15 protein-coding genes are annotated in these 14,088 nt (G+C 66.4%); 2 read left to right on the forward strand and 13 right to left on the reverse strand.

The window, feature by feature from the left end:
* Positions 1-47 precede the first annotated feature (47 nt).
* Genes ACW4E8_RS11060 through ACW4E8_RS11070 form a run of 3 tightly spaced genes read right to left on the reverse strand, consistent with a single transcriptional unit; the run spans position 48 to position 2,973 of the window.
* On the reverse strand, positions 48-1,127 hold the full coding sequence (locus ACW4E8_RS11060) for a hydroxyacid dehydrogenase (protein WP_456804542.1): 1,080 nt from the start codon (positions 1,125-1,127) through the stop codon (positions 48-50).
* Positions 1,124-1,804: an RraA family protein gene (locus ACW4E8_RS11065; protein ID WP_456804543.1), complete on the reverse strand. Its 681-nt coding sequence runs from the start codon at positions 1,802-1,804 to the stop codon at positions 1,124-1,126. Before ACW4E8_RS11065 ends, ACW4E8_RS11060 begins: the two co-directional genes overlap by 4 nt.
* On the reverse strand, positions 1,801-2,973 hold the full coding sequence (locus tag ACW4E8_RS11070) for an alpha-hydroxy acid oxidase (RefSeq protein WP_456804544.1): 1,173 nt from the start codon (positions 2,971-2,973) through the stop codon (positions 1,801-1,803). Before ACW4E8_RS11070 ends, ACW4E8_RS11065 begins: the two co-directional genes overlap by 4 nt.
* Positions 2,974-3,219: 246 nt before the next feature.
* Here ACW4E8_RS11070 and ACW4E8_RS11075 point away from each other — a divergent pair, with 246 nt between their 5' ends.
* Positions 3,220-4,122 carry a LysR family transcriptional regulator gene (locus ACW4E8_RS11075; protein WP_456804545.1) on the forward strand — a complete coding sequence of 301 codons (903 nt, stop codon included), beginning with the start codon at positions 3,220-3,222 and terminating at the stop codon, positions 4,120-4,122.
* 69 nt (positions 4,123-4,191) lie between these two features.
* Here ACW4E8_RS11075 and ACW4E8_RS11080 read toward each other — a convergent pair whose 3' ends face one another.
* From ACW4E8_RS11080 to ACW4E8_RS11125, 10 genes are all read right to left on the reverse strand, one after another.
* Positions 4,192-4,596 (reverse strand): hypothetical protein, encoded by a 405-nt coding sequence (locus ACW4E8_RS11080; RefSeq protein ID WP_456804546.1) that lies wholly within the window; start codon positions 4,594-4,596, stop codon positions 4,192-4,194.
* A 5-nt stretch (positions 4,597-4,601) separates the two neighbouring features.
* Positions 4,602-5,957 carry an acetyl-CoA carboxylase biotin carboxylase subunit gene (gene accC / locus ACW4E8_RS11085; RefSeq protein ID WP_456804547.1) on the reverse strand — a complete coding sequence of 452 codons (1,356 nt, stop codon included), beginning with the start codon at positions 5,955-5,957 and terminating at the stop codon, positions 4,602-4,604.
* Positions 5,950-6,417: an acetyl-CoA carboxylase biotin carboxyl carrier protein gene (locus tag ACW4E8_RS11090; RefSeq protein WP_456804548.1), complete on the reverse strand. Its 468-nt coding sequence runs from the start codon at positions 6,415-6,417 to the stop codon at positions 5,950-5,952. The genes accC and ACW4E8_RS11090 overlap by 8 nt, the downstream gene beginning before the upstream one ends.
* A 7-nt stretch (positions 6,418-6,424) precedes the next feature.
* Complete coding sequence (locus ACW4E8_RS11095; protein WP_456804549.1) at positions 6,425-7,204, reverse strand: LamB/YcsF family protein; 780 nt, start codon at positions 7,202-7,204, stop codon at positions 6,425-6,427.
* Between the two features lie 42 nt (positions 7,205-7,246).
* A complete protein-coding gene (locus tag ACW4E8_RS11100) occupies positions 7,247-8,224 on the reverse strand; it encodes a 5-oxoprolinase subunit C family protein (protein WP_456804550.1) in 978 nt (325 codons plus the stop codon).
* Entirely contained in the window at positions 8,221-8,937 is a 717-nt protein-coding gene (gene pxpB / locus ACW4E8_RS11105) for a 5-oxoprolinase subunit PxpB (RefSeq protein ID WP_456804551.1), read from the reverse strand. The genes ACW4E8_RS11100 and pxpB overlap by 4 nt, the downstream gene beginning before the upstream one ends.
* 64 nt (positions 8,938-9,001) lie before the next feature.
* Positions 9,002-9,985 carry a Bug family tripartite tricarboxylate transporter substrate binding protein gene (locus ACW4E8_RS11110; RefSeq protein ID WP_456804552.1) on the reverse strand — a complete coding sequence of 328 codons (984 nt, stop codon included), beginning with the start codon at positions 9,983-9,985 and terminating at the stop codon, positions 9,002-9,004.
* A gap of 87 nt (positions 9,986-10,072) precedes the next feature.
* Positions 10,073-10,879, reverse strand: coding sequence for an alpha/beta fold hydrolase (locus ACW4E8_RS11115; protein WP_456804553.1), 807 nt, complete (start codon positions 10,877-10,879; stop codon positions 10,073-10,075).
* A 150-nt stretch (positions 10,880-11,029) separates the two neighbouring features.
* The gene (locus ACW4E8_RS11120; protein ID WP_456804554.1) at positions 11,030-12,253 is read right to left on the reverse strand and encodes a pyridoxal phosphate-dependent aminotransferase; all 1,224 of its coding nucleotides are present in this window, start codon (positions 12,251-12,253) and stop codon (positions 11,030-11,032) included.
* Positions 12,250-12,918 (reverse strand): RraA family protein, encoded by a 669-nt coding sequence (locus ACW4E8_RS11125; RefSeq protein WP_456804555.1) that lies wholly within the window; start codon positions 12,916-12,918, stop codon positions 12,250-12,252. Before ACW4E8_RS11125 ends, ACW4E8_RS11120 begins: the two co-directional genes overlap by 4 nt.
* Before the next feature lie 107 nt (positions 12,919-13,025).
* On the opposite strand from ACW4E8_RS11125, the gene ACW4E8_RS11130 reads away from it, so the two are divergent.
* Positions 13,026-13,967 carry a LysR family transcriptional regulator gene (locus ACW4E8_RS11130; protein WP_456804556.1) on the forward strand — a complete coding sequence of 314 codons (942 nt, stop codon included), beginning with the start codon at positions 13,026-13,028 and terminating at the stop codon, positions 13,965-13,967.
* Positions 13,968-14,088 lie beyond the last annotated feature (121 nt).

The following is a 14,088-nucleotide window of genomic DNA, read 5'->3' on the forward strand; positions in this document are numbered from 1 at the left end:
CTTGTGCCGGCCTCTTATGAATGAAGAATAGATCGCGGACTTGCGGGCTAAGGTGCGACTGATGGCTCGGCGGCCTGCATCGCTGCCGCGATGCGCTGTCGCGCACGTGGCCAGACTTCGGGGTTCACCAGCCGCTCGGGCTGCGCGCCGCTGGCCAGCAGTGTGATGATCTGGGTCGCGGCCAGCTCTGCGTTCCTGCGCCGTGCCTCGTGCGTGACACCGGCGGTGTGAAAGGTGGCGACGACGTTGTCCAGTGCGAGCAACGGGTTCTCGCGCGGCGGCGGTTCCTGCTCCCACACATCCAGGCCAGCCCCGGCAAGCTGGCCGGTGGCCAGCGCCGCATGCAGCGCGTTCTCATCGTGGATGCCGCCGCGCGCGGTGCTGACGAAGATGCTGCCCGGCCGCATTGCGGCAAAGGCCGCGGCATCCATCATGCGCAGCGTGGTGGCGTCGCGCGGGCAATGCAACGACACCACGTCGGCCCGGCGCAGCAATTCCTCGAAGGACACCGCCTGTGCGCCGCGTGCGGCCATTTCCGCCACATCCAGGGCCGGATCGCAGCCGATCACGTGCATGCCAAAGGCGCGGCCAAGCGCGGCGACGCGGCGGCCAGCGTGGCCCACGCCGACCAGGCCGAGCGTGCGGCCGCGCAGTTCGTGGCCCATGAGGTCCTCACGGCTTTCGCAGTGGTGCGCGCGCAGGCGGCGGTCGGATTCGGCGATGCGGCGCTGTACCGCCAGCATCAGGCCCAGTGTCATCTCCGCCACCGAGTCGGCATTGCCGCCGGCCTGGTTGAGCACCGCGACGCCGGCGTCGGTGCAGGCATTGATGTCGATGGTGTCGCAGCCGGAGCCGCTGGATGACACCGCCAGCAGGTTGGGGCAGCGCGCCAGCAGCGCGGCGTCGGCAAACCAGTGGCGCGGGATCTCGTCCTTGGCGGCCGAGATCTGGTAGACATGGGCGCGGCACAGCTGGTCCCAGGCGGCTGCGTCGGCGCCTTCGCGGGCGCAGGTGTGCAGGGTCAGGCCAGGCGTGGCCTTGATGATGCTGTCGAAGGCCGGGTCGAGCCAGTGGTCGAAACGGACCACCGTGCCGGCGGCAGGCAGCGGCAGGTCGGGCGCGTTCATACGACCACCCCCTTCTCGCGCAGCGTGCGCTCGACCCAGCTGCGATCGGCGCGGCCTTGCGCGATCGACTCCAGCACCGCTGCTTCGGTGCGCTGTACGTTCTCCACGCGCGCGGCGATTTCCTCCGCGTCTTCGGCCGCAACGACCAGCAGGCCATCGCCATCGCCCAGCACCAGGTCGCCAGGACGTACGACCATGCCGTCGATGCAGATGGGCACATGCAGTTCGCCGGGGCCATCCTTGTAAGGACCGCGGTGCGATACCCCGCGCGCATACACGGGCAGCGGCTCCTTGCCGATCGTATCGCTGTCGCGGATCAGCCCGTCGATCACAAAGCCCGCCGCGCCGCGCGCGATCGCCAGCGCCAGCATGATCTCGCCGATGATGGCATTCGGACCGGCGCCGCCGGCATCGACGACGATCACATCGCCGGGGCCGCAGAGGTCGAGGGCCTTGTGAACCATCAGGTTGTCGCCAGGTCGGGTGCGCACCGTGAGGGCGCGGCCGGCCATGACGCCATCACGCCGGTGATAGGGGCGCAGCTGCGTGGTGCCGACGGTGCGGCTCATTGCGTCGCTGACATTGGCCACGGGGAAGCCGCGGTAGCGTTCCAGCAGCGCGTTGCTGACGGTCGGCGCCGGCTGGGCGTGGATGCGGAAACCGTGAAGCGTGCTCATCGATAACTCTCCGGGTGAGGGGGCATGTGGGGTGAGGCGGCAGGTCGGATGCAGGCAGGGCCGATGTCTGCCAGCCGGGTCAGGCCGAGCATCGCCATATCGCGCGAGATCTCGGCCTGCAACAAGTCGATGGCGTGCGTCACGCCGGGGGTGGATCCGACCGTCGCCGCATAGGCGAAGGGCCGGCCGACAAAGACGCAACGCGCGCCGAGCGCGAGCGCCTTGATCACGTCCGTGCCGCGGCGTACGCCGCTGTCGAGCATCACTGGCAGGTCGGGCACGGCGTCAACGATCTCAGGCAGGACTCGCAGCGGTGCGATGGCGCCGTCCAGTTGCCGGCCACCGTGGTTCGAGACGATGATCCCGTCCACACCGTGCCGGCGTGCCAGCAGCGCGTCTTCCGCGATCAGGATGCCCTTGACCACCAGCGTGCCTTGCCAGCGCCGGCGGATGGCTTCAAGGTGCCTCCAGGTGAAATGCGCGCGGTCGGAGAAGTCGCGCAGCACGCGCGACGACAGGATGGGCGCGCCGCGGTGCGCGTAGGCGTTCTCGAAATGCGGCATGCCATGCCGCAGCAGCGTGCGCGCAAAGGTGCCGAGCAGCCAGCGTGGATGCGTGATGCCTTGCCATGCCAGACTCGCGCTCGGCCGCAGCGGCGTCGAGAAGCCGGCGCGCACGTTGTTCTCGCGATTGCCGGCAACGGGCGTATCGACGGTGATCACCAGCGTTTGCACGCCGGCCGCCGCCACGCGCGCCAACAGCCCATCGATCTGCGCCATGTCGCCGGGCAGGTAGGCCTGGAACCAGGTGCCGGGCGCTGTCGCCATGACTTCTTCCAGCCGGATCAGCGACGAACCGCTCATGATTGCCGGCACCGCGGCCTGCTGCGCGGCCTCCGCCAGCACGATATCGCCGCGGTAGGCAAACAGTGCCGCGATTCCCATGGGCGCGATGCCGAAAGGTGCGGTATAGCGCCGGCCGAACAGTTCGAACCCCAGTTCGCGCGTGGCCACGCCAGCCAGCACGCGCGGCCGCAGCGCGATCTCGGCGAAGGCGCGGCGATTTTCCGCCAGGGAGTGGCTGTCCTCCACGGCGCCGCTGACGTAGGCGTACAGCGGCCGGGGCAGGCGGCGGCGTGCCAGCACTTCAAAGTCGTTCAATGAAAGCACCTGCCGGCGCAGCGCGGCTGTACCCCGGGCGTGCGCGGTCGGCGCGGCGGCACTTGAGTCACTTTCCGGATCATTAACCGAAGTCGCTGCTGCAGGGGCTTGGATGGCTGGCATGGTCGATATGGGGTGGCAAGGCGACGACTAGGGTCCAATCTAGCAACCGCCAAGCCGCGAAAAAAGCGAAAAATAGCGAAGCTATAATTTCGCTTTTAGGAAACATAGACAGCCACCCCAAGGCCCTGATCCATGACCCTCAAGCAACTGGAAGCCTTCTACTGGGCCGCGACCTGCCTGAACTTCTCGGTTGCCGCAGAGCGCTGCCACCTGTCGGTGTCGTCGCTGTCCAAGCGGGTGGCGGAGCTCGAAACCTCTCTCGGCGTGCAGCTCTTCGACCGCAGCGGCCGCCGCGCCGAGCTGACGGGGCAAGGCGAGCAGATGCTGCCGCGAATCCGGGAACTGCTGCGGGTTGCGGCCGAGCTGCAGCAGTCGGCGGGGCAGAGCCGTGGCCTGCAAGGCCGTTGCCGCGTGGGCCTGGGCGAACTGAGCGGCCTGACGTGGCTGCCCCGGCTGGTACGGCAGACGGCTATCCGGCATCCCGAGCTTCAGCTCGAGCCCTACGTCGATATCGGTCAGGTGCTCGAGCAGCGCCTGGAAGATGGCGAACTCGACCTCGCGGTGATCGCCGGGCCGTCATCGCGCAGCAGCCTCGCGTCGGAACGAATTGCACAGGTCGACTTTGTCTGGGTCGCAACCAAGTCCTTTGTCGACCAGACCGGCACCGACGATCCACGGCGGCTGATGGCGGAGCAATTGCTGCTGTCCCTGCCGGTCGGCGCGGGCGGCACCCGGGTGCTCGACCAGTGGCTGGCCAGCGGCGGCATGGCGGTCAACCGCCGCCTGGTGTGCAATAGCTGGGGCGCAGTGGTCGGCATGGTGGCGGAGGGGCTGGGTTTCGCCTTCATGCCGAAGCAATGGGCCGAAGCGCTGGAAGTGCGCGGGGTGTTGCAGATACTGAAGAAGGGCGGCGCGCTGGAACCGCTGCACTATGTCGTGCAATGGCGTCGTGATGACTCGCGCGTGCTGATCACGGAGATGTGCGAGGTGATCAAAGACGTGATCGAATTCCAGGCGCCGCGTTGCCTGGTCTAGCGCGGCCGCACACATTCAGCGCTTGAAAGGCACCCTGGCATATGGTGCCGCTGCGGGTTTGCTCCCTCCCTACGCCACCTTCTCCAGCGCAAAAAGCGCCTCACCAAAGCCCACCAGCGTCCCGCTTTCGACAAGCTGCTCGCCTGGCACGCCGCGCTCCCCGGCGTTCACCGCGCTGAGCACTGAACCGACACGCAGGTACCCCACCGCCTCGCCGGGCTCGACGATGTGATCGGGCAGCGCGAAGGTCTCTTCTGCCAGAGGGTGACTGGCGTAGAACACGCCTGCCGCGGGCGCTCGTACGAAATCGGGCGCTGCGCCTGCTGTTTCCGCATGAGGTAATCCTGGAGTGCCGACGTCGTACCCCGCCGGCCGATGCAACACCAGGCGCTTCCCTTCCACTTCGAATTCCAGCCTTTCAATCGCACCGCCCGCAAGGCGCTGAACCAGTCGCTCGATCTCTTCCAGCTTCATGTCCGTCACGCTCCCCCAAGGCCCTGTTCCAGGCACCGCTCCAGATGATGAATGTCATAGCTTCCCTGGACAAAGCCAGGCTCGTCCATCAGTACACGGTGCAGCGCCACGTTGGAGTGGATGCCGCCCAGCACGATCTCATCGAGCGCCAAACGCATGCGCGCGACCGCTTCGTCGCGCGTGTCGCCATGCGCCAGCAGCTTGGCCACCAGCGAATCATAGTCAGGAGGCACCGTATAGCCGGCGTAGAGATGCGATTCCACGCGTATGCCGGGACCGCCAGGCGCAATCCAATCGGTGATCCGCCCGGGGGCCGGCGTGAAGCGCCACGGGTGCTCGGCGTTGATACGGCATTCAATGGCATGCCCGCGCAACGCCACATCTTGCTGCCGGAAGGAAAGCGGCTCGCCGCGCGCGATGCGCAATTGCTCGGCGACGATGTCGATCCCGGTGACGAGCTCGGTGACCGGATGCTCGACCTGCACCCGTGTGTTCATTTCGATAAAGAAGAAGGCGCCGTCCTCGTAGAGGAACTCGAAAGTGCCGGCCCCACGATAGCCGATATGCCGGCACGCATTGGCACATTGCTCGCCGATTCGCGCAATCGCCTCGCGTGAGATTCCCGGCGCCGGCGATTCTTCGATGACCTTCTGGTGGCGCCTCTGCATCGAGCAGTCGCGTTCGCCCAGCCACACGGCGTTGCCGTGCGCGTCCGCGAATACCTGGATTTCGATGTGCCGCGGGTGTTCCAGGAACTTCTCGAGATAGACCGCCGGGTTGTTGAAGGCCCGGCCGGCTTCCTCGCGGGTCATCGCGACCGCCTGTGCCAGCTCATCGGGCGCACGGACGATCCGCATGCCGCGGCCGCCGCCGCCACCCGCCGCCTTGACGATCAGCGGATAGCCGACCTTGTCGGCGAGTGCGGCGGTTGCCTGCAAGTCATCGGTCAGTGCACCCTCGGACCCGGGAACGCAGGGCACGCCGGCTTCGATCATGGCGCGCTTGGCGCTGACCTTGTCCCCCATGCGCCGGATCGAGGCAGCGGTGGGCCCGATGAATACCAGCCCGGCTCGTTCCACGGCTTCGGCAAAATCGGCACTCTCGGACAGGAATCCATACCCGGGATGGATGGCGTCCGCCCCGGACAATCTGGCGGCGAGCAGCAGTTCGTTCTGATCCAGGTAGCTGCGGCCGGCGGGTGCGGGACCGATGCACAATGCCTGGTCGGCGAGGGCGACATGGCGCAAGTTCGCATCGACTTCCGAATGCACGGCAACGGTGCGGATGCCAAGCTTGCGGCAGGCCCGCAGCACCCGCAATGCGATCTCACCACGATTGGCGATCAGGACGGTCTCAAGCATCGCCGTCTCCCGCAGGCTCGATCACGAAGAGCGGGGCGCCGGCTTCCACCGCTGCACCATCCTGCGCAGCAACATGGACCACCCGACCCTTCAGATCGGCTTCGACTGCGTTCAGCATCTTCATCGCTTCGATGATGGCAAGCTGTTGCCCTTCCTCAACCAGGTCGCCGATCGTCACGAACGGCGGCTGGCCGGGGGCCGGGGCGCAATGGAACATGCCTGCAAGCGGCGCCGATACGGTTCGCTCCGTCGGCCCGGGCTCGATGGCGGACGCGGGGCCAGCAGGGGCTGGCGCTTCGGGCACTGGCGGAGAAAGTGCAGAAGCCGTGCCTGCGGTCGCACGGTTGGCCAAACGCACCAGCCGGACGCGCCCCCCATCCTCGCCATATTCCAGCTCTGAAAGCGTCGAACGCTCCAGGATGCCGATAAGCTGCTCCACGAATGCGATATTCATCGACATGGCCGCCTCAGCTAAAGGATCGCACGGTGACGCCAGCCTCTTCCAGGGTGCGCCGCACCTCCGCCGCCATGGTGATCGCGCCGGGCGTATCGCTGTGCACGCAGATCGATTCGATCGGCGCGGGCACCAACGTGCCGGAGATGGTTTCAATGGCGCCGGCCCGGACCATCCGCAGCATTCTCGCCGCGGCCTCGTGCGCGTCGTGCAACACCGCGCCCGGTACCTTGCGATGCACGAGATGGCCCTCTTCGGTGTAGGCGCGGTCCGCGAACACTTCAGCGCACACGCGCAGGCCCATCTCCTTGCCAATGCGTTCCAGATGCCCATTGGCAAACGTCAGGCAGACCAGCTTCGGGTCGACTGCCTTGATCGCCCGCGCGATGGCGGCGGAGACATCGGCATCGGTCTGCGTCAGGTTGCCCAATGCGCCATGCGCCTTGACGTAGGTGATGGGATGGCCCGCGTAGGCGGAAAGGGCCTGTGCGGCGCCAATCTGGTAAGCGACCAGGCGTTCGATCTCGCCGGTGCTGAACGGAATGATGCGCCGACCGAACCCCCACAGGTCGGGGAAGCCGGGATGGGCGCCCACGGCGACCCCACGCTCCCGGGCCAGCGTGAAGGTCCTGGCCATGATCTCGGGGTCGCCGGCGTGCAGGCCGCAGGCGATATTGGCGGAGCTGACGATATTGAGGATGGCTTCGTCGTCGCCCATGCGGTAGGCGCCGAAGCCCTCGCCCATGTCGGAGTTGAGGTCGACGCGCAAGGTTGCTGCATTCTGGCTGGTCATGGCTGGCCCTGTCTATGGATGTTGGGAAGGGGGAACGATGGCTTAGCTGCGTCGCGTCATCAGCGCGATGTTGCTGCGCAGGGCCGCACGTTCTTCGGCTTGCGCTGCCGAGGCGGCGATCGCCTGGTCCTGGTCGACCGTCAGGAAGCGCACGCCGCAGCCCACTGGCGCCTGGGCGAGCCGCCAGAGGTCGGCCTCGATCACGGTGGCGATCTTCGGATAGCCGCCGCAGGTGTTCGCCTCCGCGAGCTGGATGATCGGTTGTCCGGAGGGCGGCACCTGTACTGTTCCCGGAACGATGCCGTGCGAGAGCAGCTCCAGTGGCCGGCTCGGCGCCAGCGCTTGCCCCACCAGGCGATAGCCCTGGCGGTTGGCGTCGGGCGTCACCTTGTAGTCGGTGGTGGTGAAGGCAGCCCTGGCGTCATGGCTGAACATCTCGTATTCGGCGGCCGGCACCGCGCGCACCGTGATGCACCGTTGCGAAAGCTCGCGCCAGAACGCAGCGAGATCGTTGGGGATCAGGCCCAGGCCAGACGCCTGCAGCACTGGCTTCGCCGCTTGTCCCAACGGCAGCACGTCGCCGCGCCGCAGTCCACGGCCCTCCCAGCCGCCGAAGCCGCCCTTGAGATCCGTGGCGCGGGAGCCCAGCACCGGGGCAACGTCAATGCCGCCGGAGAAGGCCAGGTACGCGCGCGCGCCGCGGCGGGGGCGTTCAACAACCAGGACCTGGCCGGCCCTGGCGCGCCGGCCCCACCAGGGGGCCAACGGTCGGTCGTCTAGCAGCAGCCGGCTGTCCGAGCCGGTGCAAGCGAAGACGGTGTCAGACCGGAAGCACAGGCGGAACGGGAACAGGCTGATTTCGATGCCGGCCTCGCCGTCGTCATTGCCGACCAGCGCGTTCGCGAGCGACAGCGCCATCGCATCCATGGCGCCGCTGCGGCCAACCCCGATGCCGAGATGGCCGGGCCTTCCCAGGTCCTGGACGATATTCGGCGCACCGTTGGAGAGGACTTCAATCATGACTCGATTCCCTTCACCCGAAAATGGACCCTGTCTCCGGGGGACAGCAGGCAAGGCGCGCTGCGGTTCGGGTCGAACATGCTGAGCTCCGTCATGCCGATCAGATGCCACCCGGACGGCGCGGTACACGGCATGACGCCGGCCTGGCTGCCGCCGATGGCGACCGATCCCTTCGCCACCTTCATCCGCGGAACCTGCCGGCGGGGCGTGGCGAGCCGCGCAGGCAGCCCGGTCAGGAAGGCAAAGCCGGGGTAGGCGCCGATGCAGGCCACCGAGTAGACGGCGGCGCTGTGCAGGCCGACAAACTCCTCGATGCCGAGGCCGGCGTCCGTGGCCAGCGCCGGCAGGTCTTCGCCGGCTTCGCCGCCATAGACCACCGGGATCTCGATCTCCCGGCCGCGGCGCGCGCTGACTTCCAGCGTCTGCCAGATTGCCGGCAAGCGTTCACGGGCCGCGGCCGGATGCAGCAGCGCAGGGTCGAAGACGATCAGCAGGTTGTTGACGCCGGGAACGGTTTCCCGGATGCCATCCATCACCCTGCCTGCCGACAGCATCGCCGACAGCGCCCAGATGCGCTCCTGTGTGGCCTGGTCGAACTCGCCGGCGCAGGCATCGAGAAGCAGCGCGCCGGTGCCGGCGGCGTATATCCGCAGCGTTGGCGGAGCGCCATCTGCCAACGGCGCAGCTTGGTCTTCAACGGCAATCGTTGTCATATCCACTCGTCAATTCTGTGCCGCTGAAGCCGCGGCGCTTGGTGCGCAATCCGGGTTTGCGGGATCAGTCGAGCTTGATGCCGGCGTCGTCGACGACCTTCTTCCACTTGACGGTTTCGGTCTTCATCACCGAGCCCAGGTGCTCGGGCGACCCGCCGGCGGGTTCCAGGCCCATTTCGATCAGCTTTGCGCGGGTTTCCTTGTCGCGCAGGATTTCATCGATGGCCTGGTTGAGCTTCGCCACGACATCCTTGGGCGTTCCCGCCGGCGCGACAAACGCCTGCCAGAAGATCATCTCGAAGCCTTGCATGCCGGACTCGGATACGGTGGGCAGGTCGGGGTATTCGGCCGAGCGCTTCGAGGTGGTGATGGCCAGCGCCTTGAGCTTGCCGGCCTTGACCAGCGGCATCGCCTCGGGCAGCAGCGCCATCATGATCTGCACCTGGCCCGCCATCAGGTCCTGCAGCGCGGGCGCGCCTCCCTTGTATGGCACGTGAACGACATTGGCGCCGGTGACGCGCTTGTATAGCTCCATGCCGAGATGGCTGGGCGTGCCGTTGCCAGCCGAGGCATAACCCTCGCTGCCGGCATTGCCCTTCAGGAAGCTGAGCAGGTCAGTCATGGATTTGGCCGGCACCTTCGGATTGACTACCACAACGCTGGGGATGGTCGTCGCCTGGATGATGGGCGCGAAGTCCTTGCGCGGGTCATAGGCTAGCTTGCTGTACAGACTGGGGTTGACCGAGAGCCCGGTCATCGTGGCCAGCAGGATGTTGTAGCCGTCCGGTGCGGACTTCGCCACGAAGCTCGCGCCGATCGCTTCGCTGGCACCGGGACGGTTCTCTACGACCACGGGCTGGCCGAACTTTGCCGTCAGCTTTTGCCCGACCATGCGCGCGACGGCGTCCGTGGATCCGCCCGCCGGATACGGAACGACGACCCGGATCGGCTTGGTCGGGTAGTCGGTGGCGCTTGCCGTGTGGATATGCGAGGCAAGAGTCAGGCATGCAGTCAGGGACGCAGTCAGGCAGGTATTGGCGAACTTCATGGCAGTCTTTCCTTCTGTGGGGGCAAGAACACATCGTGGGAATGGGACACGCAACAACGCTGGGAAGCCGGCGGGTCGCCGACGGCTTCACATCCGCGCAAGGAACCGGGCAATCCGCTCCCACATCGCCGGCGCATTCGAGTACATCGGGAAATGCCCGCACAGCGGAATTTCCGCGAGCTCGACGCCATGGCGCTGGAGATGCTTCAGGTAGGTCAGGGAAGCGTTCTGCTCGCCGTACATGAACATCTTCGGGCAGGGCAGCCCGAGGAATTTCGTCATCAGGTCAGCGTTGTCGGACAGGTCGACCATCGATTCGAAGATCCCGCGCACTGCGCCGGCGCGTACCTTGTGGCGCAGGCTGGCCGCATACAGCGGACTGGAGTAGTACGGGGAATGCCAGGTGCGGTCGATGAACTCGTCAAAGAAGCGATCGGGGGCTTCACTGCGATGCGAGACGATTTGCCGGCTGAGGAAGCAGTCTTCGGGGGCTACGTTGCCCTCGATGTCGATGAAGCTCAGGACGCGCTCCGGCACGCGGTGGGCCAGCATCAGGGCGGTCAGGCCGCCCATGGAATGGCCGATCAGGTGAAACCGGTCTAGGCCGAACTGGTCGAGCGCCGCTAGCGCAGTCTCTACCAGGAAGGGAATCGAGATCCTGGACAGGTCCCGGCATTCCGTTTCGCCGCAACCGGGGGCGTCGTAGGCGAGGACTGCGCGGCCTGCGAGGGCGGGATGCAGGACCACGTCCGCATAGTCCTCCTTGGTCGAGCCAAAGCCATGCAGGAAGACCAGAGGAGGGTGTTCGCCGGGGCTATGCAGTGCGGAAAGCCCGATATCGGTGCCGCTGACTGACAGGTGGAGGCGTTCCTTGGTGAGAGTGCTTGGTGACACGCTGGCTATCTCCATGTTGGAAGCGAAAGGAACCACCGTTATGCCGATGACAAAGGTGTCGCAGTGTCGCGGGGTTTTGCACTACCGCCGGGTTGCTCCCTCTCTCGCGGGAGAGGGAGCAACCCGGCAGCGCACGAAGCGGACCATGGCTTAATCCCGCAGTGACAGGCAGAACTGCCGGATTGCGTCGCATGCCTGGCGCAGCGACTCGGTATCGAGCGCATAAGCAATCCGGATATATGGCCCAAGCCCAAACGCACTGCCATGCACCACCGCCACATTGGCCTCATCCAGCAGCGCGCCCGCGACATCCTCATCGGTAGTCAGCAGCGTCCCGGCTGCCGTGCGCTGGCCCAGCAGCCCTTCGCACGAAGCAAACGCATAGAACGCGCCGCCAGGCACCAGGCATTCCAGCCCCGGCGTGTCGTTGAGCAACCGGACCATCATGTCCCTGCGCCCCTCGAAGACTGCGCGCGATTCGCGAATGAAGTCCTGCGGCCCCGTCAGCGCGGCCAGTGCCGCATGCTGCGAGATGGAGCAGGCGCCGGAGGTCTGCTGGCCCTGGACCTTCTCCATGGCTTCCAGCAGCCAGCGAGGACCGGTGCCGAAGCCGATGCGCCAGCCGGTCATGGCATAGGCCTTGGAAACGCCGTTCATGGTCAGCGTGCGTGGCGCCAGGCGCGGCTCCACTGCGGCGAGCGTATGGAAGCGCTCGCCGTCGAAGGTCAGGTGCTCATAGATATCGTCCGACAGCACCAGCACATGCGGATGTGCCAGCAGCACTTCGCCGAGCGCGGCCAGATCCTCGCGCGAATAGACGGCACCGGTAGGATTGGACGGCGAGTTCAGGATCAGCCAGCGCGTCTTTGCGCTGATCGCGCGGGTCAGTGCGGCAGGGGTCAGCTTGAAGCCGACGTCGGCACCGCACGAGACGATCACCGGCGTGGCGCCGGACAACTGGACTATCTCCGGGTAGCTCACCCAGTAAGGCGCGGGCACGATGACCTCGTCGCCCGCATTCAACGTGGCCGACAGGGCGTTGTAGATCACCTGCTTGCCGCCGGTGCAGACGATGGTGTCCTGCCAGTCGACGTCGAGGCCATTCTCGCGCCGGAACTTGGCGGCAATGGCCTCGCGCAGCGCACGCATGCCCGCCACTTGCGTGTACCGCGTATGGCCAGCGCGAATCGCTTCGACCGCCGCATCGCACACATGCGTGGGCGTGTCGAAATCCGGCTCGCCCGCGCTGAGCGAAATGACGCTGGCGCCGGAAGCGCGCTTTGCAGCGACGCGGTCCATCATCCGGTAGGTAGCCGATGCCTGGGCGCTGGCCAGATGGACGTTCAGCCGTTGGATATCGTGCGCCGCGCTCATTTTGCTTCCTTGCCCTGGATGGCCTCGAATTCCTTGTCATGCATGACCTCGGCCACTGAGCGGCCTGCGCGCACGGCCTGCACCATGCCGTCCTGCCGACGGGCGATGCGCTCGCCCAGGTCCAGCACGTCTTCGATGCGGTCGGCCGGGACAAAGACCGTGCCGCAGCGGTCCGCGATCACATAGTCGTCCTGGTTCACGACCACGCCGGCGAAGACAACCGGCTCGCCGGCACCCGTCTGTACCACCCGGTTGCGCGCGCTGATCATGGTCAGGCCGCGGCCAAAGACCGCGTAGCCGATGGATTCGCTGCCTTCGATGTCGCGGCTCAGGCCGTCGATGACGGACCCCCGCACCTGCTTCGCGGTCGCGGCGTTGGCGAGGATGTCGCCCCAGCAGGAGATGCCTTCGAGGCCGCCGGCAATCACCAGGATGCGGTCGTCGCTATGGATCGCTTCGATCACAGGGGTGATCAGGTGTGCCGTCGGCGCGGCATCGGTCTTGGGCCCAAGCTGCACGGTGCTGGCCCTGCCGGTGATCTTTGGGCAGTGCCACAGCGGGCGAATTCCATACGTCGCACCGGGCAGGTTCAGGAAGTCCAGCGCGTCAGACACTGTGTTGGTGTCGAGGGCCGCAAGGCGGTCGAGCAAGGTGGCGGTGGTCATTGCCGGGAGTCCTCAGTGTGTTGCATGGCTTGCACTATCGGCTTTAGAGTTCGATATGTAAATTCCGAAGAACGTAACGTATCCATACGCCCAAGCTATCAAACACCATGATCAACTTCAGACTGGTTCGGCACCTATGGTTGTTCCTGGCGGTTGCGGAGGAAGAGCACTTCGGACGCGCCGCAAAACGGCTGGGGATGTCCCAGCCGCCGCTGACCGAACAGATCCAGGTGCTTGAGCACGCGCTCAAGGTAAAGCTGTTCGAGCGCTCCCGGCGGGGTGCGCAGCTCACGCCCGCGGGAGCGGCGATCCTGCCGGCGGTACGCAAGTTCGCCGAGCAGCTCGAGCGGCTCGAGCTTGCGGTGCGTGAGGCCGTTCAGCGGCAGAGCGGCGTGCTGACCATCGGCGCCATTTCGTCGGCGATGGTGGAGACGCTGCCTGCGTTGATCGAACACCTGAAGGCCGCGTATCCGCAGCTGACGGTGTCGGTCAGGGAGATCGACAGCGTCGAGGCGGTGCCGGCGCTGGAGCGGGGGGATGTCGATCTGGCGTTCGCCCGCCTTGAAGGGGACCTGGGGTCGTCCATCAAGTCCATCGCGCTGAAGCAGGACCGCCTTGCGGTTGCGCTGCCGCGATCCCACCGGCTGGCCGAGATGCCTCGCATTCGCCTGGCGTCGCTAGCGGACGAGGAATTCGTGATGTTTGCCAGGCATGTGAGCCCGGTCTACTACGACAGCCTGATTGCCACCTGCAGGGCCGCCGGCTTCTCGCCGCGCGTGCTGCACGAAGTGAGGACCGTGTCGTCACAGATTGCCTTCGTCGGCTGCGGGCAGGGGATTGCGCTGGTGCCGGCCTCGCTGAAGAAGGCGGCCTCGGACAACGTGGCGGTCAGGCCGCTGAAGGAGGCGGTCAGCGTGGTCACCACGGCCATGGCGTGGTCGACCAGCCGGGCGAACCCGCTGGTCGAGGCGGCTATCGCTGCGTTGGCGGCAGAGAAGGTGGTGGAACGAAAGCCCAGGCGTCGTAGTGCCGCAATCTCGACCGCCTGAGCGGCAGGGACGCCGTGGTCTGCCGCCTCAGGTCCGGTCTCGCCTTTCCCCGTACATACCCGGCGGGTAGAGCGGATAACGCAGCGCCGCGAATACCAGGACGACGGTGGCGATTGCGGTG

The organism is Cupriavidus sp. CP313 (assembly GCF_054072015.1).

Excerpts from the sequence above, each read along its gene's own strand:
- ACW4E8_RS11060 (WP_456804542.1), bottom strand. The coding sequence starts at position 1,127 with ATGAACGCGCCCGACCTGCCGCTGCCTGCCGCCGGCACGGTGGTCCGT.
- ACW4E8_RS11065 (WP_456804543.1), bottom strand. The coding sequence starts at position 1,804 with ATGAGCACGCTTCACGGTTTCCGCATCCACGCCCAGCCGGCGCCGACC.
- ACW4E8_RS11075 (WP_456804545.1), top strand. The coding sequence starts at position 3,220 with ATGACCCTCAAGCAACTGGAAGCCTTCTACTGGGCCGCGACCTGCCTG.
- ACW4E8_RS11080 (WP_456804546.1), bottom strand. The coding sequence starts at position 4,596 with ATGAAGCTGGAAGAGATCGAGCGACTGGTTCAGCGCCTTGCGGGCGGT.
- accC (WP_456804547.1), bottom strand. The coding sequence starts at position 5,957 with ATGCTTGAGACCGTCCTGATCGCCAATCGTGGTGAGATCGCATTGCGG.
- ACW4E8_RS11090 (WP_456804548.1), bottom strand. The coding sequence starts at position 6,417 with ATGTCGATGAATATCGCATTCGTGGAGCAGCTTATCGGCATCCTGGAG.
- ACW4E8_RS11095 (WP_456804549.1), bottom strand. The coding sequence starts at position 7,204 with ATGACCAGCCAGAATGCAGCAACCTTGCGCGTCGACCTCAACTCCGAC.
- ACW4E8_RS11100 (WP_456804550.1), bottom strand. The coding sequence starts at position 8,224 with ATGATTGAAGTCCTCTCCAACGGTGCGCCGAATATCGTCCAGGACCTG.
- pxpB (WP_456804551.1), bottom strand. The coding sequence starts at position 8,937 with ATGACAACGATTGCCGTTGAAGACCAAGCTGCGCCGTTGGCAGATGGC.
- ACW4E8_RS11110 (WP_456804552.1), bottom strand. The coding sequence starts at position 9,985 with ATGAAGTTCGCCAATACCTGCCTGACTGCGTCCCTGACTGCATGCCTG.
- ACW4E8_RS11120 (WP_456804554.1), bottom strand. The coding sequence starts at position 12,253 with ATGAGCGCGGCGCACGATATCCAACGGCTGAACGTCCATCTGGCCAGC.
- ACW4E8_RS11125 (WP_456804555.1), bottom strand. The coding sequence starts at position 12,918 with ATGACCACCGCCACCTTGCTCGACCGCCTTGCGGCCCTCGACACCAAC.
- ACW4E8_RS11130 (WP_456804556.1), top strand. The coding sequence starts at position 13,026 with ATGATCAACTTCAGACTGGTTCGGCACCTATGGTTGTTCCTGGCGGTT.